The 18,942-nt window shown below is 34.4% G+C and carries 21 protein-coding genes; 13 read left to right on the top strand and 8 right to left on the bottom strand.

Features of this window, described 5'->3' with window-relative positions; genetic code table 11:
• Positions 1-642: 642 nt before the first annotated feature.
• From COO03_RS25160 to COO03_RS25150, 3 genes are all read left to right on the top strand, one after another.
• Positions 643-1,053, top strand: coding sequence for a DUF2871 family protein (locus COO03_RS25160; protein ID WP_097899694.1), 411 nt, complete (start codon positions 643-645; stop codon positions 1,051-1,053).
• 227 nt (positions 1,054-1,280) lie between these two features.
• A complete protein-coding gene (locus tag COO03_RS25155) occupies positions 1,281-2,378 on the top strand; it encodes a tetratricopeptide repeat protein (RefSeq protein WP_170958158.1) in 1,098 nt (365 codons plus the stop codon).
• Positions 2,375-2,593 (top strand): hypothetical protein, encoded by a 219-nt coding sequence (locus COO03_RS25150; protein WP_097899692.1) that lies wholly within the window; start codon positions 2,375-2,377, stop codon positions 2,591-2,593. The genes COO03_RS25155 and COO03_RS25150 overlap by 4 nt, the downstream gene beginning before the upstream one ends.
• 159 nt (positions 2,594-2,752) lie before the next feature.
• On the opposite strand, the gene COO03_RS25145 is transcribed toward COO03_RS25150, so the two are convergent.
• The 3 genes from COO03_RS25145 to COO03_RS25135 are packed head-to-tail and all read right to left on the bottom strand — an operon-like array spanning position 2,753 to position 4,359.
• On the bottom strand, positions 2,753-3,040 hold the full coding sequence (locus tag COO03_RS25145; protein WP_097899691.1) for a hypothetical protein: 288 nt from the start codon (positions 3,038-3,040) through the stop codon (positions 2,753-2,755).
• A 15-nt stretch (positions 3,041-3,055) separates the two neighbouring features.
• Positions 3,056-3,874, bottom strand: coding sequence for an alpha/beta fold hydrolase (locus tag COO03_RS25140; protein ID WP_097899690.1), 819 nt, complete (start codon positions 3,872-3,874; stop codon positions 3,056-3,058).
• Between the two features lie 11 nt (positions 3,875-3,885).
• A complete protein-coding gene (locus COO03_RS25135; RefSeq protein WP_097899689.1) occupies positions 3,886-4,359 on the bottom strand; it encodes a GbsR/MarR family transcriptional regulator in 474 nt (157 codons plus the stop codon).
• A 176-nt stretch (positions 4,360-4,535) separates the two neighbouring features.
• Here COO03_RS25135 and COO03_RS25130 point away from each other — a divergent pair, with 176 nt between their 5' ends.
• The 6 genes from COO03_RS25130 to glpD all read left to right on the top strand — a co-directional run bounded on the left by COO03_RS25130 (position 4,536) and on the right by glpD (position 10,856).
• Positions 4,536-4,736 (top strand): sporulation YhaL family protein, encoded by a 201-nt coding sequence (locus COO03_RS25130; RefSeq protein WP_097899688.1) that lies wholly within the window; start codon positions 4,536-4,538, stop codon positions 4,734-4,736.
• A gap of 315 nt (positions 4,737-5,051) precedes the next feature.
• Positions 5,052-5,639, top strand: coding sequence for a GNAT family N-acetyltransferase (locus COO03_RS25125; RefSeq protein WP_097899687.1), 588 nt, complete (start codon positions 5,052-5,054; stop codon positions 5,637-5,639).
• Positions 5,640-5,930: 291 nt separating this feature from the next.
• Entirely contained in the window at positions 5,931-6,491 is a 561-nt protein-coding gene (locus tag COO03_RS25120; protein ID WP_097899686.1) for a glycerol-3-phosphate responsive antiterminator, read from the top strand.
• Between the two features lie 225 nt (positions 6,492-6,716).
• Complete coding sequence (glpF, locus tag COO03_RS25115; RefSeq protein WP_097899685.1) at positions 6,717-7,538, top strand: glycerol uptake facilitator protein GlpF; 822 nt, start codon at positions 6,717-6,719, stop codon at positions 7,536-7,538.
• A gap of 13 nt (positions 7,539-7,551) precedes the next feature.
• On the top strand, positions 7,552-9,042 hold the full coding sequence (gene glpK / locus COO03_RS25110; RefSeq protein WP_097899684.1) for a glycerol kinase GlpK: 1,491 nt from the start codon (positions 7,552-7,554) through the stop codon (positions 9,040-9,042).
• A gap of 131 nt (positions 9,043-9,173) precedes the next feature.
• Positions 9,174-10,856 (top strand): aerobic glycerol-3-phosphate dehydrogenase, encoded by a 1,683-nt coding sequence (gene glpD, locus COO03_RS25105; protein WP_097899683.1) that lies wholly within the window; start codon positions 9,174-9,176, stop codon positions 10,854-10,856.
• A gap of 271 nt (positions 10,857-11,127) precedes the next feature.
• On the opposite strand, the gene prsA is transcribed toward glpD, so the two are convergent.
• On the bottom strand, positions 11,128-11,976 hold the full coding sequence (prsA, locus tag COO03_RS25100; protein WP_097899682.1) for a peptidylprolyl isomerase PrsA: 849 nt from the start codon (positions 11,974-11,976) through the stop codon (positions 11,128-11,130).
• A 324-nt stretch (positions 11,977-12,300) separates the two neighbouring features.
• On the opposite strand from prsA, the gene COO03_RS28210 reads away from it, so the two are divergent.
• On the top strand, positions 12,301-12,405 hold the full coding sequence (locus COO03_RS28210) for a YjcZ family sporulation protein (protein ID WP_328287636.1): 105 nt from the start codon (positions 12,301-12,303) through the stop codon (positions 12,403-12,405).
• A gap of 31 nt (positions 12,406-12,436) precedes the next feature.
• Here the strand turns inward: COO03_RS28210 and COO03_RS25095 are convergent, their stop codons facing one another.
• Positions 12,437-12,631, bottom strand: coding sequence for a hypothetical protein (locus tag COO03_RS25095; RefSeq protein ID WP_097899681.1), 195 nt, complete (start codon positions 12,629-12,631; stop codon positions 12,437-12,439).
• Between the two features lie 117 nt (positions 12,632-12,748).
• On the opposite strand from COO03_RS25095, the gene COO03_RS25090 reads away from it, so the two are divergent.
• Positions 12,749-13,084, top strand: a complete 336-nt coding sequence (locus COO03_RS25090) for a DUF1878 family protein (protein ID WP_097899680.1) — start codon at positions 12,749-12,751, stop codon at positions 13,082-13,084.
• A gap of 6 nt (positions 13,085-13,090) precedes the next feature.
• Here the strand turns inward: COO03_RS25090 and COO03_RS25085 are convergent, their stop codons facing one another.
• From COO03_RS25085 to COO03_RS25075, 3 genes are all read right to left on the bottom strand, one after another.
• Positions 13,091-13,648 carry an HTH-type transcriptional regulator Hpr gene (locus COO03_RS25085; protein WP_097899679.1) on the bottom strand — a complete coding sequence of 186 codons (558 nt, stop codon included), beginning with the start codon at positions 13,646-13,648 and terminating at the stop codon, positions 13,091-13,093.
• A 451-nt stretch (positions 13,649-14,099) separates the two neighbouring features.
• On the bottom strand, positions 14,100-15,764 hold the full coding sequence (locus COO03_RS25080; protein ID WP_097899678.1) for an MFS transporter: 1,665 nt from the start codon (positions 15,762-15,764) through the stop codon (positions 14,100-14,102).
• A gap of 269 nt (positions 15,765-16,033) precedes the next feature.
• Positions 16,034-16,822, bottom strand: coding sequence for an HAD-IIB family hydrolase (locus COO03_RS25075; protein ID WP_097899677.1), 789 nt, complete (start codon positions 16,820-16,822; stop codon positions 16,034-16,036).
• Positions 16,823-16,910: 88 nt separating this feature from the next.
• Between COO03_RS25075 and COO03_RS25070 the strand changes: the two genes are divergently transcribed.
• On the top strand, positions 16,911-17,609 hold the full coding sequence (locus COO03_RS25070) for a Crp/Fnr family transcriptional regulator (protein WP_097899676.1): 699 nt from the start codon (positions 16,911-16,913) through the stop codon (positions 17,607-17,609).
• Positions 17,610-17,806: 197 nt separating this feature from the next.
• Positions 17,807-18,892, top strand: coding sequence for an ArsR/SmtB family transcription factor (locus COO03_RS25065; protein ID WP_097899714.1), 1,086 nt, complete (start codon positions 17,807-17,809; stop codon positions 18,890-18,892).
• Positions 18,893-18,942 lie beyond the last annotated feature (50 nt).

Here is an 18,942-nt window from a genome sequence, read left to right as displayed (position 1 = left end):
TATTTGAAAAAATCATTGTAATGATTGGTAGATGTATGGACATGTTGCTTAGAAAATAAAGACTATCGTAACCCACGATTTCAATTATATAAATGCATTTTCATTTTTCGACATCCAAGTTGCTGCTATGCAGAATATAACATGACCTCTTTGTTCACATAACGTTCAATTGTTTTGTGTAACCAAATATTATATAATTATAATAAAATTGGAAAAAATGAGCTATTATAACATAACTCCTGAGAAATTAGGAGTTTTTGCTATATAACTATCATGATTTGAAAATACAATAGGAATTTACGAATCAAAAATGATAACAACATTCCGCATATTCAGCGTTGTCGTATGGTTCATTTGGATAATTTCCTACATTACTGAATTTATATATGAATTTTATATAAATCCATTTTAATGTTTCGACATCTACATCCCTGCTATGCAGAATAAAAAGTAACCTACACNNTACACTCGTTTGCTCTTTCTGTGTTTACTTCGCATGTGGCAGAAAAAACCTGACCGCTTCTATGCATGGCCAGATGCTCTCTTCCATCTAAAAAGAGGATCTTTATGTCGTTTTTTTAATTGATGTATATATAAATACCAAGACATCAACATTAATCATTCTACTTTAGGAGGTATATGATGAAAAAATTATATAATGCATCGTTTACATATTTAATTATCGGTTTATTATCAGGTGTATTTGCTAGAGAATATGCAAAAGCAAAGGGCATTCTAGGATCTACTCTGCTGAACCTTTTACACACACATACGCTAGTACTTGGATTTTTATTCTTTTTAATTGCCTTAGCACTATCAAAATCATTTGCATTTCATGAAGTGAAAAGTTTTGATATGTGGTTTATCGTCCATAATATTGGATTAATTTTAACACTTTCTTCACTGGCAGCCCGAGGACTTCTTCAACTAAATGGGGCTGATTTTAAAGGATTAACCTACATAGTAGCAATCTCTCATTCTATCATCGGTTTCAGTCTTGTTTGGTTTATGATTCTATTAAAAAAATCATGCAAAGATAGCTTTATAAAATAGTGATGTTTTTGTGAAGGTAAATAAGGCATTTCCATTCTACGGATCACGAATTCAAATATAGTAAGGAAGCCGTCTCTTATGAGTCGGCTTTTTTGTTGTGCATTTAATCGTTAATATTCTGACAATTATTTCTCAACTAATTTAAAAGAGGAGGTTTATATATAATTTGTATAATTATGTTAATATTGAAATAATTACAAATAAAGGGAAAAGGGGGATGGATTGCTGTGAGTGCACATGTAGTAACAAAAGAACAACTTAAACATTCATTAGACGATTGGTATCGATCGATGTTGCACAAACAAGTGTTAAAAGCAACAAATTTAAAGCGGGAAGTTGATGAACAAATCAACATTTTTAAAACTAAAGAAAGCACAGAACTACAAGACTCAAATTTGCTATTGTACTACTATCTATTAGATTTCCGCTATAAGTTGTTAACAAATAGTACATGTATTTCTCTGGACGAACTTGAAACACTTAATAAAAAATCAATTGATAATGGTTTATCGTATTATTATCATTTTTATAAAGGAATTCATAATACTATGTTAGCTAACTATATGGAAGCTAGTGAACACTTTGGAAAAGCAGAACAACTTTTAATGCACGTTCCTGATGAGATCGAAAAGGCAGAGTTTAATTATAAACTAGGGGTGCTATACTACCACATTCACCAACCTTTATTAACAATTAAACATGCACTTAAGGCAAAAGAATTATATGAGAAGCGATCAAGTTATGAACTTAATCAGTTAGAATGTGACGTTACTTTAGGACTAGCAAGTATTACCTTAAATCAGTTTGAACAAGCTGAAGAATATTTTATAAAAAGTCTAGAATCGGCTAAGAAGCAAAATCATGAAAATTTAGTTATGTTGATTCGCTACAATTTAGGTTTTCTCTATGCAAAACAAAATTTATCAGAAACTGCTATCCGTTACTTAACAGATGTTTATAATAATGAAAAACCATACCATAAGACATTATTCTTGTTAGCGCAGGAACACTACAAGATAAATCAAATTGAGAAAGCTAAAACTTTTTTAGAAGAAGGTATTAAGATAGCCGATACGGAATATATACACCATTTCCGCATAATACAGGCTTTATATGATGTGGAATATAAGCAGAACCTAGAATCTGTTATTATTGCAGGTATTAGTTACTTTGAAACACAACAACTATATGGTTTTATTGAAGAATACGCAGGATATCTTGCAAAACGCTTCTACAATGAGGAGAATTTCGAAAAGGCTAGTAAGTATTTTAATACTGCATATGAAGCAAGACAAACACTTAAACAAAGGAGTGCATTGAAATGAAAAAATTGTTAGTTGGTACTGTTAGTTTTGTATCTGTTTTGGGGATAGGTCTTTTTACGAATTCATATTCATCACAAGCAGACCACGGACGCCCGCCGGCACCTAGCTATGCACCTGCATATGGACATGGGGAAACTTGGATTTCTGATGGACACACTGGTGGTATTGCAGTAGCAGACAGTCACGCAGACTTCCCAGCACCACAAGAAAATTAAGTAAATGTACAGCAAACAAAGAAGAACGGTTACCCTCACTAATAGGCGTTCTTCTTTGTTGTTGCTTCTTTATTCTTCATCTTCAAATTTACCACACTTATATTATTGTCAAAAGGCATTGCACTTGATTTTAAAATACGTACAAAAGATGTGTGAATTTTATCTCCACCGCCATGCGATAGCTGTATCTTCAATGTGAATAGCTGGAAGAGCGATTCCTAAGTATGTACCTTCATTTTCATCGAAAACTGACCAATTCCTTTCATCTGAAAATTCTGGATCTGTGCTTTCAAAATCAAATTCATGCTCTTCATCAATCATCCCGCGAAAATATTCTTGAAATGGCTTACTATTTTTGTTTAAGTGAATAGTCCCATACATCCACGGTGTATCTGTGTGCACTTCTGTAATTTCACCTAATTCAATATCTTTAAAGTAGAGTTTCATATGAGCACCTCTTTACTATTTATTGAAGATTGTTACATCCTCATATTCTTTCAAAGGTTTGTCCTCTAGAAATTCAATTATCATCTCATTAAAAATATCCCGGCGCATCGTATTTAATGGATCGAATGCATGTTTAAATAGTACGAGCTTAGCATTCTGAATATGGTTGAAAATAATGCGGGATCCCTTTCCTTCATCAACGCCAATCATTATTTTTCCCTCACCACCCATTACAAGTGTAGGCGACTGAATTCGATGCAGTTGATCGGTATGTGTTGGAAATGGCGCTTTCTTCATTGCAAGCAGCATGTTCTTATCAATCGAAAAAGAATTTCTTAAAATACGCTGTGTATAAGGGTCATCCTTATAATGTTTCATCATGAGATTTATAATCATACGGTATGGAAGCAGACTGAATATAAAATTCGATATCGACAGCACCCAATCGGCTGCCATTGTAGGCATCTCACTATAGCTATTAGATATGACAAGTTTATCTACGTATGCTGGATATTTTATCGCAAGCAGTGTAGCCAATTGACCGCCTTGTGAGACGCCTACGACATGAATTTTGTTGATTCCAAGTGCATCTAGAAAGCATTTGATGTCCTCCACGATAACGTGATGGTCATATTTGTTGTTTGGAAATTCCTTTGTCGTATCACCATGTCCTCTATAATCAGGCATAATCATATGATAATGTGAAGAAAATGCTTCGAATTGCGGCTCCCACATTTTCCATGATGATCCGCTACCGTGCAAAAATAGTATGGGAATTCCTTGACCTTTAACTTCGTAATGAATAGTGATACCGTTCGCAGTAACTTTTGGCATAATATATCCTCCTATTTTGTGTTACTACCTTTTCGCTCTTCCCACTGAACTAAAATTTGCTCCGTCTGCTGGATAACAAATTCAAAAAATTCGATACTTTCATCTATCGTTGATACAGCTTGATCCTTGAGTACTAGATTCTTAGCTCTACGCAAATATTGTGTCATCATGGCGCTCTGTGCAATACTCGTATGCAAAGTCGATGTCCATGCATCTGAATGCAGTTGGTAGAAATCTCGTTTGCTGCCAGGAACCCCAACCTTGCGAAATAAAGAAATTTGGACACCTTGTCGAACGGACAATGACGCCATACCCTTGCTAATGTGCAAATCGTTTACCATGTCATCAAGAGATTTTGGAGTACCTGATATCAATAAGTAGCCCCATATTTTGCCGAGGGACCTTGCACCGCCTGAAGATTCTATATAGGTTCCAAAATCCTCAATCAATAACTTCTGATCTTCGTTTAATATTAAGTTTTCCATTTTACAGCCCCTTATTGTTTAATGTGTTTAATATATATTAAACACATTAAACGTGTGTTTGCAAGAGAAGGGAAAAGAATCTTTAAAAAGAATGTTAAAATTTTTAATCATAAATCCAATCTTCCTTTCATACAGTGAAACTAACAAGGCTTGTCTTAGGAAAGGAAGGAAATCAAGTGGAAACTTTACCATGGTGGATTTATCTTATTATTATTGGGATTGTTGTAAGTGGCTACATGGTTTTATATACTTCGAAAAAAGAACAAGAGATGGATAATGAGTTTATCGAAAAAGAAGGAGAAGTATATATGAAGCGTTTAGAGGAAGAACGTGAGAGACGTAACCAAGATAGTGATAAAGACTCGGTTTTACTATAAGTACGGGGGAGTGGATAATATATTCGTTATCCGCTTTTCTATTTCCAAAAATATATCGGACACAACTTAGAATATATCGACGTTTCGACATGGAATATCGACTTACCGACACGAAACTGTTAAGTGACAAAAAAGTCGTTTGAAAAATAATAAAGTTGTTAAAAATGTTATTCAACAATCGGGCCAGATTCTAGAATAAGTGATTGTATAAATAATTAAATTTTGAGATAATTTTTTTAAGGGAAAGGGAGTTAAATGGAATAAGATTGCTCAAGAAAAGAAGTAATGAAAATATGACTTACAAGGGGAAAAGTTATGAAACATAAAACATCAGAAAAATTATTTAGGATAGATTGTGGAGATATTTATCTTCAAGAGTTTTCCATTAAAGATGCAGATAATATATACAGAATATCAAATCAACCAGAAATATTTAATTTTTTGCCAGACTGGAAATCAACAAAAGAACAACGGGTTGATTGGATTACCAATTACGAAATACCAGCAAATAAAGCGTTTCTTGATGCCGTTGAAAATACATCAAACATAGAGGGGCATTTTTTAAAACTAGGGATATTTATTAAGGAAACGGATAAATTTATTGGTTGGTGCTGTACGGGCATAAAAGATGAGCTACCTTCACCGAATAGAGAAATTATGTATGCCATTTCAAGTGAATATCAAAAGAAAGGCTACGCTACTAAAGCGTCTAAAGGATTGATTGACTATTTGTTTACAAATACAAATTTGGAAGTCATTAACGCAGTAGCTTTAATTAACAACGTTTCATCAAATAAAGTAATTGAAAAATGTGGATTTACTTATCTGAGTCAACAGACAATAGAAAACGAATTATATAATCACTATATATTAAACAAGTTAGAGTGGATGAAGAATCATTAAAAGAAAATGTTGTTGTTCCAGAAAAGGGCGCTATTTTTTGAATAAAACTTAGATTTTCAAACGACTTTATTGCTATATTTTTTAGTGTAGTGAAGTGTCTTATATCAAGATTGAACAACTATATTTTTAACCCCGTTCTAAATATGGAACAGGGTTATGTTTGTTTGGGCTTTTAAAATTAAATAACTTTATCGTCATTTAACAGAAACGACAACTTGGAAGCGTAAAAAATCCCCACACCCATGCTCAAATTGTGTACTATAAAGGATAGATAGGAAGGGGACTTTTGGAATGGAATTTCATGAACAAAGGATTTTGCCAGCTGTTCGGCAGATTAAGGATTTAGAAAAATTATTACATAGTTCGTATGAGTATATTGTGATTTTAGATATTCATATCGGTCAATTGAAGAGTGTTGTGGCACTAGCGAAGCAGCATTGTAAAAAAGTATTTTTACATGTCGATTTGATTCATGGATTGCAAAGTGATGGGCATGCAACAGAGTTTTTATGCCAAGAGTTTAGACCTTATGGATTGTTATCGACAAAAGCAAATGTCATTATGAAGGCGAAGCAAAAAGGTGTCGTTGCGATTCAGCGCATCTTTTTAATAGATTCTAGTGCGATGGAAAAGAGTTGTAATCTTTTAGAGAAGACAAGGCCGGATTATATCGAGGTACTTCCAGGAGCTTTAATCGGTGTAATTGCCGAGGTGAAAGAGCGGACAGGCGTGCCGATTTTGGCAGGTGGTTTTATTCGCAGTGTTGATGATGTAGAAAGAGCACTAGCAGCTGGTGCAACAGCGATTACAACATCGAACAAAGAGTTATGGAAATATTATCAAAAAAAGTGACAAAAATATGAGAAAATTTTATTGACACCGCTTTCAATTATGGTTTACATTATAGATAAGTTAATAAACGTGACGGAGAAAAGAAGAGATCCACATTTCATTGTTTCTATATTTCTATGTAGAAGCATGTAGACTGTGGATCTTTTCTTTTGAAAAAAAAACGAATGACCATTCATTTTATCTCCGTCACATTGAAAGTGCTTAAATCAAGTGGGGAGGGGTATTATGTCAGCATTTTTAGGAGAGTTAATAGGGACAGCGTTGTTAATCGTTCTTGGTGGCGGCGTTTGTGCTGGGGTAAGTTTAAAGAAGTCGTTTGCTAAGGATTCAGGCTGGATTGTTATTACAATGGGATGGGGCTTAGCGGTTGCTATCGCAGCATATGCAGTTGGATCGATTAGTGGGGCACATTTAAATCCAGCTGTAACAATAGGGCTTGCTTTTAAGGGAGCGTTCCCATGGAGCGATGTACCAGGATATATCGCAGCACAAATGATAGGGGCAATCATCGGTGCAATTATCGTATATTTACATTATTTACCTCATTGGAAAGAAACAGAAGACCCAGGTACAAAGTTAGGTGTTTTTGCAACAGGGCCAGCAATTCCGAACACATTTGCAAACCTTTTAAGTGAAATGATTGGTACATTCGTTTTAGTGTTTGGTATATTAGCAATTGGTGCTAATAAATTTGCAGATGGTTTAAATCCGTTTATCGTAGGTTTTTTAATTGTAAGTATTGGTTTATCATTAGGTGGAACAACAGGTTATGCAATCAACCCGGCTCGTGATTTAGGTCCTCGTATTGCACACTTCTTCCTTCCGATTCCAGGAAAGGGCGGATCAAACTGGAAGTATGCATGGATTCCGGTTGTAGGACCGATTTTAGGTGGATCACTTGCAGGTTTATTCCACCAAGTTGTATTTGAAGGGAAACAAAATGCAGCGCTTATTTATGTGATAATTGCAACTGTGATTGTACTAGCAATCTCTTATATGACAAGCAAAAAGAGTGGAAAAGATGCAAATAGTAGAAAAATAGCGTAAGGGGGAACTGAATATGGAAAAATATATTCTTTCATTAGACCAAGGAACAACAAGTTCACGTGCAATTCTTTTTAATAAAGAAGGTAAAATTGTTCATGTAGCACAAAAAGAATTTACGCAACACTTTCCAAAGCCAGGTTGGGTAGAGCATAACGCACAAGAAATTTGGGGATCTATTCTAGCTGTTATTGCAACTTGCTTAAGTGAAGTAGATGTAAAACCAGAACAAATCGCTGGAATCGGGATTACAAACCAACGTGAAACAGCGGTTGTATGGGACAAAGAAACTGGGAAACCAGTTTATAACGCAATTGTGTGGCAATCTCGTCAAACGGTTGAAATTTGTGATGAATTAAAAGAAAAAGGCTATAGCGATATGGTTCGCGAAAAAACAGGTCTTTTAATTGACGCATATTTCTCAGGTACGAAAGTAAAATGGATTTTAGATAACGTTGAAGGTGCAAGAGAAAAGGCAGAACGCGGCGAATTACTATTCGGTACAATTGATACATGGCTTGTATGGAAATTGTCTGGCGGTAAAGTGCACGTAACAGACTATTCAAATGCATCACGTACATTAATGTATAACATTCATGATTTACAGTGGGATGATGAACTTCTAGAAATGTTAACAGTACCAAAAAGCATGCTTCCAGAAGTACGCCCATCATCTGAAGTGTATGGTCATACGGTTGATTATCATTTCTTCGGCCAAAATGTACCGATTGCAGGTGTGGCTGGTGACCAACAAGCAGCGTTATTTGGGCAGGCTTGCTTCGGTGAAGGTATGGCGAAGAACACATACGGAACTGGCTGCTTCATGTTAATGAATACAGGTGAAAAAGCAGTTGCTTCTGAGCATGGTCTATTAACAACAATTGCATGGGGATTAAATGGTAAAGTTGAATATGCATTAGAAGGAAGTATTTTCGTAGCGGGTTCTGCAATTCAATGGCTGCGTGACGGAATGCGCATGTTTAAAGATGCAAGTGAAAGTGAAACGTATGCGTCTCGCGTGGAATCAACTGATGGTGTATACGTTGTTCCAGCATTTGTAGGACTTGGAACACCATATTGGGATAGTGAAGTACGCGGAGCTGTATTTGGCGTAACGCGCGGTACAACGAAAGAGCACTTTATTCGTGCAACCCTAGAGTCATTAGCATATCAAACGAAAGATGTATTATGTGCAATGGAAGCAGATTCAGGTATTGAACTGAAAACATTACGCGTTGATGGCGGAGCGGTTAAGAACAACTTCTTAATGCAGTTCCAAAGTGATATGTTAGATGTTCCAGTAGAGCGTCCAGAAGTAAATGAAACGACAGCTTTAGGGGCAGCATACTTAGCGGGTCTTGCAGTTGGATATTGGGAAAACCAAGACGAAATTAAGGCGCAGTGGAATATGGACAGAAGCTTTACACCAGCAATGGAAGCGGAAACAAGTGAAGAGCTATATGCTGGATGGAAAAAAGCAATTGCAGCAACAAAGGCTTTTAAATAATCATAACCAGTGTTATAATGATGTTAAGTTAATAATTCGGTAGGAGATATGGAGAGACCACAACACGCTATAGAGGCGATTTCTATAGTGATGTTTGTGGTCTCTTTTTTATATCAAAGGGAGGAATTACCATGGAATTTTCAAGTAAACAACGTAAAGACGTATTAAACGAGGTAAATAAACAAGAGTTAGATGTGATCGTAATTGGTGGAGGTATTACTGGTTCAGGTATTGCATTAGATGGGGCAACACGCGGGTTATCAACAATTGTGTTTGAAATGCAAGACTTTGCAGCAGGTACATCAAGTCGTTCAACAAAACTTGTACACGGTGGTTTACGTTATTTGAAACAACTTGAAGTGAAGATGGTAGCAGAGGTGGGGAAAGAGCGTGCAATCGTATATGAGAACGGTCCCCATGTAACAACACCAGAGTGGATGTTACTTCCGTTCCATAAAGGCGGTACATTTGGTTCATTCAGTACATCAATTGGTCTTCGTGTATATGACTTCCTTGCGGGAGTAAAACGAAGCGAACGCAGAAAAATGTTTAGCCGCGAAGAAACAATGAAAAAAGAACCGCTTGTAAAACAAGAAGGATTAAAAGGCGGCGGTTATTACGTAGAATATCGTACAGATGATGCGCGTTTAACAATCGAAGTAATGAAAGAAGCAATTGAACACGGTGCGAAAGCAGTTAACTATGCAAAAGTAGACGGGTTCTTATATAAAGATGGTAAAGTATGCGGTGTGCGTGTTATTGATTTATTAGACGGAGAAGTATATGAAGTATACGGGAAGAAAATTGTAAACGCAGCTGGTCCTTGGGTGGATACACTTCGTGAAAAAGATAATTCGAAAAAAGGAAAAGTACTGCAGTTATCAAAAGGTGTGCATTTAGTTATTGATCAAAAACGTTTCCCGCTTGGGCAAGCGATCTATTTTGATACACCAGATGGACGTATGGTCTTCGCAATCCCGCGCGGCGGGAAAACATATGTAGGTACAACAGATACGTTCTATGATAAAGACGCAGCAGTACCGCAAATGACAACAGAGGATCGCACATATATTATCAATGCGATTAATTATATGTTCCCAACAGTTAAAATTACAGAAAAAGATATTGAATCAAGCTGGGCTGGTGTACGTCCATTAATTTACGAAGAAGGAAAGAGCGCATCTGAAATTTCTCGTAAAGATGAAATTTGGACATCTGACTCTGGTTTAATTACAATTGCTGGCGGTAAATTAACAGGATATCGGAAAATGGCAGAAATGGTAGTTGACTATGTAACATCTTTAATGCAAAAAGAGGGGCATAGCGCATATCCAAAAACAAAAACGAAACATATGCCAATCTCTGGCGGACATGTAGGTGGTTCTAATGGGTTTCCAACATTTATTGCGAAAAAAGCTGTGGAGGGAACAAAATATGGTTTAACGACAGAACAAGCAGAACAATTTGCGAAATTCTATGGTTCTAACGTCGATATTCTCTTTAACTTAGCAAAACAATTGAAAGAAGAAGCGAAAGAGTATAACATGCCGTTAGACGTGCTTGTACCGCTCGTATACGCGATGGACTATGAAATGACAGTAAAACCTGTGGACTTCTTCGTACGCCGAAGAGGGGCTGTATTCTTCAACATTCACTGGGTATATGATTGGAAAGAATCTGTGATTACGTATATGGCTGCAAAATTAGGTTGGAGTAAAGAAGAACAACTGAAATATACAGCTGAATTAGAGAAAGCATTAAGAGATGCCGTAGTGCCTGTAGATCAGCAAGAACACGCAGCTGCATTAGCTTAAGATCAGCAATAAAAAGCGCCTAAAGGGAAGAGAGAACCTTTAGGCCTTTTTTTTAGGTGGGAGAGAGNNGAGCAAACGAGTGTAGGTTACTTTTGGTTCTGCATAGCAGGGATTTAGATGCCGAAAAATGAAAATGGATTTATATAGCTTTGAGAGAAAAATATTGTAGAAAAGTTCCATATACAATGAGTATTTAACAACAATATCATTTAAAAAAGAGCAATACGAAAATAAGCTGTCAGGAAAGGCCTGACAGCTTATTTTATATGAATTATTTTTTCTCTGTGTCTGCTTTTGGAGTCTCAAAGATATCTTTTAAGTCTTTATCTTCAATCTTCACATCAGCTTTTTTCACTTCTTTTGTGATAAGGTCACTCATAAATTGAGGATCTTGAGATTTTTTCGCAACAAGATCTTTTTTAATATCGCCTTTTGCTTGATCGAAAGTTTTTTCTTGTGGTTTAATATCTGTTACTTTAATGATGTGGTAACCGTATTGTGTTTTCACAGGGTCACTTACTTCATCTTTTTTCAATTTATAAGCAGCATCTGTAAATTCTGGTACCATTTTACCTGGTCCGAAGTATCCAAGATCTCCGCCTTTATCTTTTGATCCTGGATCTGTAGAGTATTCCTTCGCTAAATCTTCGAAAGATTTACCTTGTGCAAGTTCATCTTTCACTTTTTTCGCAGTTTCTTCATCTTTTACAAGAATGTGGCTTGCTTTAATTTCAGGTTTATAATTATCTTTTAATTCTTTGTCAGTGATGCTCTGTTCAATCGCTTTTTCTGTTGCTAATTGAGCGCGAACACTATTTTTTAAAGTATCTTCTTTAATACCTTGTTGCTTTAATAGTGTTGCAAATTGGTCACCGTACTGTTTTTTGAATTCATCATATTTCTTGTCGACTTCTTTGTCATCGACTTTGTAATTTTTAATCATTACCTTTTCGACAACCATATTACGTAAAACTTGTTTACCTGCTTGTTGCTTCATTGTTGTATAAAGTTCTTCTTTTGTGATGTCACCAGCTTTAGAAGTTACAATTTTATCAGATGTTCCACATGCTGATAAGGCAAGTACACTGGTTGCGGCTAAGGCAAGTATAGCTTTCTTCATTAAATAAACACTCCTACTATTATGTATTTTTAATTTATCCCGCACAAATGAACAGTTTCCTCATTTTAGATGATATTTTGTCCAAAAGAGCCCGATTAAGTCTCACTGGTCTTCTGCCTTCTTATTATGTAAAAGCATACTTAACAGGGCCTACCGAGGCTGAGGATAAAATGTAGATAAAGGTAATTTTATTTTATAGTATGGGCAATATGTACAAAATTTAATATATCATATTTTGAAGCCTTTTCCTATTGATAAAGAAAAATTGCCCATTTATTGAGGGGAATTGTCAGATTGAGAAGAGAGTACCTTATTTAGGCGAATGTGCATATAAAGGAAATAGGAGGGGATAGGGGAATGAATTCATCGCTTATTTTATTACTTGTACTGTTTATTTTATTGGTTATAGTAGGTATAATTTGTTTATAGAGGAAAAAAGTGAGGAAGGAGCTTCCCTTCCTCACTTTCCGTGAAATATAATTTCTATATAACTAGAAATTAATAGAATCGTAATACATACATTCATCATCCGAAAAACGCCCGGTTGGCGGCTCGCGGATATTTGCTTTCGCTCACACAGTGTGTGCGTCATGAAATTCGTGTAGAATAGAACAATAAGTGCAAATGTGACGAAAATGATTTCTATAAGAGTCACGAGGAGATACCTCCTTTTGGCCAAAATACATATGCTTTATATATTGTATCATACGATATTTTGTTCGTGTTATAAAATTCAGAAATAGAAGACTTTGGTTAGAAAGAGAGGGAGAAAATGGACGTTGTAAAAAGACTAGAACAAGCTGAATATTATGTAGAACTTCTTTTTCAAATGATCGACGAAGATAAGTGTCCATTTTATTCTTTAATTATAAAGAAAAAGGCACGTAAAAAGGATATCGAACGCATACTAAATCTTTGCGAACAATTGAACGAACAATACATAGCAGAGAAAAAAGAGGGCTTACTTTTGTTTGATGCTCTTTTGGATCAATTTGAAAAAGCGCTTCCACATCAGCTCGAAGTAAACGAAACTGCGGAAGCGCTAGCAAAACAAGGCTTATTTCAGCCAATTATGGAAGAATTTATACGCATGATAGCGAAAAGATAATCTGTATTATTTTTTAATTAATTTTTGATCGTGTTCCGTGAAATTTTCCTCAATACTATCTAGTGATTTCTCAAAAATATCGATAAAGTCTTGACCATAAACATTTCTCAAAATTGCGATTAATTCGATATTTTCTGGAAATTTCCCATAAAAATTGCGAAGGGCAAGAGCGCCATTAAAGACCGAATTACTTTCAGGGTTATACTCCTCCATTAATTGCAGCAATAATTCTTCCCCTTTTTCAGTAATTTCAATATACGTATTTCGTTTATCGTCTTCTTTTTTTGAGAATACAAGATACCCACGCTCTTCAAGTTTTTTAGAAAAGTTAAATGCCGTTGATACGTGCATAACGCCAAACTTTGCAATCTCAGAGATAGAAGCCCCTTTTAAATGATAAGCGATTGATAAAATATGATGCTCATTAATGTTTAAATCATATGGCTTAATCCACTGTTGCCAATCTTTCTCTACACATTTCCATAACGCTTTCGATAATTGAGCAATGCGTTGACTAAAAATCATTGCTTCTTTTACCGTGTAATCTTTTTCTCCATTTTTCATATACTCACCCACTTTTTACATTCTTATTCATTAGTATCTATTATGCCAGTAAAATAAAAATTAATAAAGTCTTTTTGTGAGAATTGTGAAAATTTTTCGGAAAAATAACAATTGGCGGTCAATAAAGAAAATTTGTAAACGCTATATGATAAAGTGTAGTACTGTGTATGGGGGATATGAAGGGGTGAAAAAAGATAGAAGAAAAATGCTGTAAATGAATAATTTTCACGAATCTCTATTTTTCCACGTAATAGAGAAGATATAGATATAAAATGTTTCATTACAAATTATGAGAAATTATGTATTTTATTTATCATTTATTGAATATAAATTGAATAAAATTACAAGCGATATATCTTCATATTATGGGGATTTATTGAAGAGATAGGGAATGGAGAGGTATTTGAAAAATCGTCTTCTCTACAGAATATAAGAGAAGACGACTTCAATTTTAATGCACATGTAACTTCTGATTTCGAATCGCCTGCTTTCTAGGATTTACATCGCTGAATAAGGCAAATAAAACGCCAAGTGCTACAATCCAACTTGCAAATTTAAACGTATAGCTAAAACTAGTATTTACATGTTTTTTATATAAATGAGCTATTTTATCTTTTACAATCATTGCTTCCTCTTTTTGCTTTTGAAAGCTTTGTTTTACTTTTTCTTTATAAGCGTCTGGTGTGTTGGCAAGGATTTCTTTCTCTTTTTTGTCGATCTGTTTTAATAATTCATTGTTTTTAGGCTGCGAAGTACCATTCGCTGTTTGTATGTTATGTATGATTTCTTTTTTTGCATTGTCGTCAAACACTGTGTTTTGTTCAACCATTTGAATGGCCTCTTTTTTTGCAATCTCGACATTATTTGTCATGTTTGTACTCAATATAGTTGTCAATATGGCAATTCCTAATGCTTGACCGACGGATCGCATCATATTGATAATGCCAGATGCAATTCCGACTTTTTCGTTAGGGACTTGTCGTATAGCTGACCCCATAGCAGGGCCCATAATAAGACCTAATGATAGTCCTGTTGCGCATAATAAAATGATAACCTCAGAAACAGAGGAATCAAAATGAACATTCCCGTACAAATACGTTGTCATCATTAATCCAATCATACCTACAGTAGAAAACCATGTACCACCATACCGGTCGGAAAACTTACCTGAAATAATAGAAGTAATCATTGAACTAAATGCTAATGAAGATACAATGAGTCCAGCTTCTAACTCTGATTTTTCCATTAAGCTCGTTAGCAATAAAGTAATAAGAAGTGTACCGCTCGTTAAGCCAAGTCCTACTATAAATAATGTTAAGGAACTAAAAGAGAAAGTTCTTATTTTTAAAAGTTTCAGTTGTACCATTGGTTCGGAAGTTTTGGATTCTATAAACAAAAACCCTATTATAAATATAAATGAAACAGCAAATAAGGTTAGGATATAAGGTGAAGTCCATCCTTTATCGGCTGCTTTTGCAAAAGCAAAGGTTAGACAAAATAAAGCGATGGATAAAGTAATCATACCTAGGAAATCTATTCTTTTACTTGCAGTTTTATCGCAAGTCTCTTTCATGAAAATAATAGCTAAAATAACGGTCAATATTCCGATTGGAATATTGATGTAAAAAATAGATTGCCAATTTATTTTATCTGTTAATACCCCTCCTAATAGAGGTCCTAAAGCCGCTGCTAAACCAGAGAAGGCACCCCAAATTCCAATTATTAAACCTTTCTTTTCCTTTGGAACAATATCTAAAGCAATAGGCATTGTTACGGGCACGATACATGCAGCTGAGGCGCCTTGAATTGCTCTAAATAATAGTAATGTTTCAATGGATTGGCTCATTCCTGCTAGGAGTGAAGTGATTGTAAATAATATAATGCCAAAAATAAATATTTTTTTTCTTCCAAATTGATCGGCAAGCCTAGAAGCGGTTATTAATAATACTGCGAAAGATAAATTATATCCTGTAGTGACCCAAGAAACGACAGATAAAGAACAAGAAAAATAATCTAATATCTCTGGGATTGCAATGTTGACAATGGTTGTATCCATTAAAGCGATGAAAGTTCCCAATAATAAAGTAATTAAAACAATAATTTTTTTACAATCCATTTAAATCTCCCCTTTGTTTTTGTGTATATCTAAAGTTATTTTAGATATACATCTAAAATAACTTTAGATAAGTATTTGTTTTTTGTCAATTGTATATAGGAATTTTTGTTCATGTAGCAGGGGGATTTTAGTGATTGATTCGACTATTTGAGGGGGAGGGATCAACTGGGGGAGCGTCAGGGAAATGCAGATTTCTTTATAAAAAAACCTAATTTCACGCTAAAATAACGAGAAATTAGGTTTTAATTATTTCATAAAAAGCCCTTAGGCTACTTCATACAAGTTAATAACTTATTTATTGAATTTAGATCACTCAAATCACTAAGTCTTTGAATTAGAAGATTTTCTATATCCTCACTTAATGAAATTTTTTCAGATGAAAACGGTGCTAGTTGTGAATTTTCACCAATCATAACGGAATACATTGCATGTTGAAACATTGTAATATCATTCGCATCATTTCCAAATGCTATATATCCACCTTCTTCTACGCCCAATTGCTGCAATCCACTCCATTTATCTATTCCGTTTGGGCTTATGTCTAAAACTCCTTCATTCCCATGAGAGTGAACAACAACATTCATCTTGCTAAGTTGTTCTGCAACTTCTTCCATGTTATCTGAAGTAAGCATTAAAATTTTCACGATTGGCTGTAGTGTATCCAATTGAACGTTTTTAGCTCGTCTTAGTGGATCGAGGTTATTTAAAATTGGATGTGTAGCTGGCCCTGTATAGGCATAATCCCAATCACCATCTATCAAATAAGAAACATTATAAGTACTTAGTAATTGAAAAATATTTGCGAGCGTTTCTTCATCAAAGCTGACCGTTGATATGATTTTTCCCTTTATTGCAACCATTGAGCCATTGCCACCAATCATTGGATATTGATGAAAACGCTTATGTAAGACGGGGAGTAAATCGCGTACTGGTCTAGCAGAAGCGAAAATGACTTCATGTCCTTGCGCTACTAAATTTTCTAATGCTAGTAATAACTTTTCAGAAACAGGCTGACCTTTAAAACAAATTGTTCCATCTAAATCAAATACAAATTTCATTCTATGTCGCTCCTCCACCTTTTAATTGTTCTTATCATATCAATTTATCTTATAATGAAAAGGACATATGTCCCAAAAGGAGTTTTATATGAAATATATTCAAGATCCGAAACTACTTGAAACGAAATTACAAGAATATAATATTAGGGGAATGTTTGATCAAGCAAAGCAACTCCCATTTTCATTGCAACAGTATGAGCCAAATGAAATTATTTCACTAGAAGGAATTGAACTGGAATCACTGTTGTTTTTAGTAGAAGGAAAAGTGAAAATAACTTCAAGTATTGAAAATGGGAAATCACTTTTACTACGATTTGTTCAACCTTTGTCCATTATTGGTGATATTGAATTAATTCGTGATGTTCCCGTTCAATCGCAGGTTCAAGCAGTAAATGAATGCTTATTGATTGGGCTTCCTTTTGATTATATAAAACAACATGAAATGGATAATCCAAGGTTTTTACATACCCTTTTAGAACATATAAGCTATAAGCTCCAAACTTGTACAGCAGCTTCTCGTGTGAATTTATTAGCATCTGTGGAAAATAGATTTGCAAGCTATCTTATGTCCACGAGATCATCTGAACCTAATAATGATTTTGGAATTGAGATAAAGACTTCCAATATTAAAGAGATTGCAGATTTACTTGGTACAACATATCGTCATCTAAATCGAGTGATTCATTCTCTTTCCAAAAAGAAAATTATTGAAAGAGACAAGAATTTTATTCGTATATTAAATTGGAATGATTTAGAAAAAATGTCTAATGGAATTAGATATAAGTAAAAAGTAACCTCCACTTGTTTGTTCTTTCTGTTTTTCCTTCGCATGTGGCAGAAAAAGGCCTGACCGCTTCTATGCATGGTCAGATTCTCTCTCCCACCTTAAAAAGAGGGGTTTTATGTCGGTTTTTAATTGATGTATATGTAGAATATAAAATTATTTCTTATGTACAAAAGGGTATGTATACAGAGGAAAGGAGTATGAAGTTGAATTTAGTTATTAATGACAAAGTATCAGATTTCTTAGATAAAGTGTATTCGTTATTATTTTTAAAGCATGAGGAATTTTTCGGAAACTATTTCAATAGTATGGGTTTACATTTAGATAAAGAATACGATGTATTACGAAATAAAATAAAAAAAATTAAAGGCTTAGATAGTGGTTTTTTAGATTTATACTTTGAAAGTTTTTGCGAATACGAAGAGGTGAGCAATGGGAATGTTTTCTGTTTAGCTACTTCTTTTTATAAGATACCTGAATTGTTTGATAAAAATTCGGAGGAGATTGTGGAATATCTTTCGCAGTGTAGTAAGGAAAAGATTCAAATAAACATTATTCAATCTTTAGTGTATCTGAATAAAGTGACAGAACATATTGATGTTGAAGAAATGATTATGGATGATAATAAAATATTTGATTTCTTGAATGATTTACATATGAAAGCGGATTGTAAGTGGAATGTATTTACAGTTTTAAAGGATCCTAAAAAATATGTGGACATGTTTTTAAGAAAATTGCTGGAAGTAGATAAAGATTTAGATAAAGCCCTGGAAGTTTTACATACAGTAAGAGAAAGCTGGGTACAACAACTAGAGACATATGAAATGAATTTTTCTATTCAAATTATTGAAACATTAAAAGGTAACGAGTATATCCAGGAAAAAAATATTTATGTTTTTCCAACGCTTATTCCTTATACAGCCATTATATCCAAAGATAGAAATGCTGTGTATGTAGGCCTAGGAATTAAAGTTGATTTGTTTTTTAATGTAATGAAAGGAAATGATGATTTAGATTATATAACCAATATGCTTAAATCATTGTCTGATAAAAGTAAGTTTAAAATTTTAACATTATTAAGTCATGATCAACTATATGCAAATGAAATCGCTGAGAAGTTACAACTTACAAATGCGACAATATCTCATCATATGAGGACGATGACAATACAAGGAATTGTGAAAAGTATGCGTTCACAAAATAGAACGTATTATTATTTGAATAAAGAAGTAATTGAAGATCTAATTGCTCGGATGAATAAGGAATTGTTACATAAGGGCGAGTAAGGTGTAAATAAAAAACACGCCACAGTATAAGTGTGGCGTGTTTTAGGCTT

This window comes from Bacillus sp. AFS098217 (genome assembly GCF_002551815.1).
GTDB lineage: Bacteria > Bacillota > Bacilli > Bacillales > Bacillaceae_G > Bacillus_A.
Note: the sequence above shows the minus strand (reverse complement) of the source record. Positions and strands in the feature narration are given on the sequence as shown.

Bases quoted from the DNA above. Each gene is read 5' to 3' on its own strand.
- COO03_RS25160 (WP_097899694.1), top strand. From the start codon at position 643: ATGAAAAAATTATATAATGCATCGTTTACATATTTAATTATCGGTTTA.
- COO03_RS25150 (WP_097899692.1), top strand. From the start codon at position 2,375: ATGAAAAAATTGTTAGTTGGTACTGTTAGTTTTGTATCTGTTTTGGGG.
- COO03_RS25145 (WP_097899691.1), bottom strand. From the start codon at position 3,040: ATGAAACTCTACTTTAAAGATATTGAATTAGGTGAAATTACAGAAGTG.
- COO03_RS25140 (WP_097899690.1), bottom strand. From the start codon at position 3,874: ATGCCAAAAGTTACTGCGAACGGTATCACTATTCATTACGAAGTTAAA.
- COO03_RS25135 (WP_097899689.1), bottom strand. From the start codon at position 4,359: ATGGAAAACTTAATATTAAACGAAGATCAGAAGTTATTGATTGAGGAT.
- COO03_RS25125 (WP_097899687.1), top strand. From the start codon at position 5,052: ATGAAACATAAAACATCAGAAAAATTATTTAGGATAGATTGTGGAGAT.
- COO03_RS25120 (WP_097899686.1), top strand. From the start codon at position 5,931: ATGGAATTTCATGAACAAAGGATTTTGCCAGCTGTTCGGCAGATTAAG.
- glpF (WP_097899685.1), top strand. From the start codon at position 6,717: ATGTCAGCATTTTTAGGAGAGTTAATAGGGACAGCGTTGTTAATCGTT.
- glpK (WP_097899684.1), top strand. From the start codon at position 7,552: ATGGAAAAATATATTCTTTCATTAGACCAAGGAACAACAAGTTCACGT.
- glpD (WP_097899683.1), top strand. From the start codon at position 9,174: ATGGAATTTTCAAGTAAACAACGTAAAGACGTATTAAACGAGGTAAAT.
- prsA (WP_097899682.1), bottom strand. From the start codon at position 11,976: ATGAAGAAAGCTATACTTGCCTTAGCCGCAACCAGTGTACTTGCCTTA.
- COO03_RS25090 (WP_097899680.1), top strand. From the start codon at position 12,749: ATGGACGTTGTAAAAAGACTAGAACAAGCTGAATATTATGTAGAACTT.
- COO03_RS25085 (WP_097899679.1), bottom strand. From the start codon at position 13,648: ATGAAAAATGGAGAAAAAGATTACACGGTAAAAGAAGCAATGATTTTT.
- COO03_RS25080 (WP_097899678.1), bottom strand. From the start codon at position 15,764: ATGGATTGTAAAAAAATTATTGTTTTAATTACTTTATTATTGGGAACT.
- COO03_RS25075 (WP_097899677.1), bottom strand. From the start codon at position 16,822: ATGAAATTTGTATTTGATTTAGATGGAACAATTTGTTTTAAAGGTCAG.
- COO03_RS25070 (WP_097899676.1), top strand. From the start codon at position 16,911: ATGAAATATATTCAAGATCCGAAACTACTTGAAACGAAATTACAAGAA.
- COO03_RS25065 (WP_097899714.1), top strand. From the start codon at position 17,807: ATGAAGTTGAATTTAGTTATTAATGACAAAGTATCAGATTTCTTAGAT.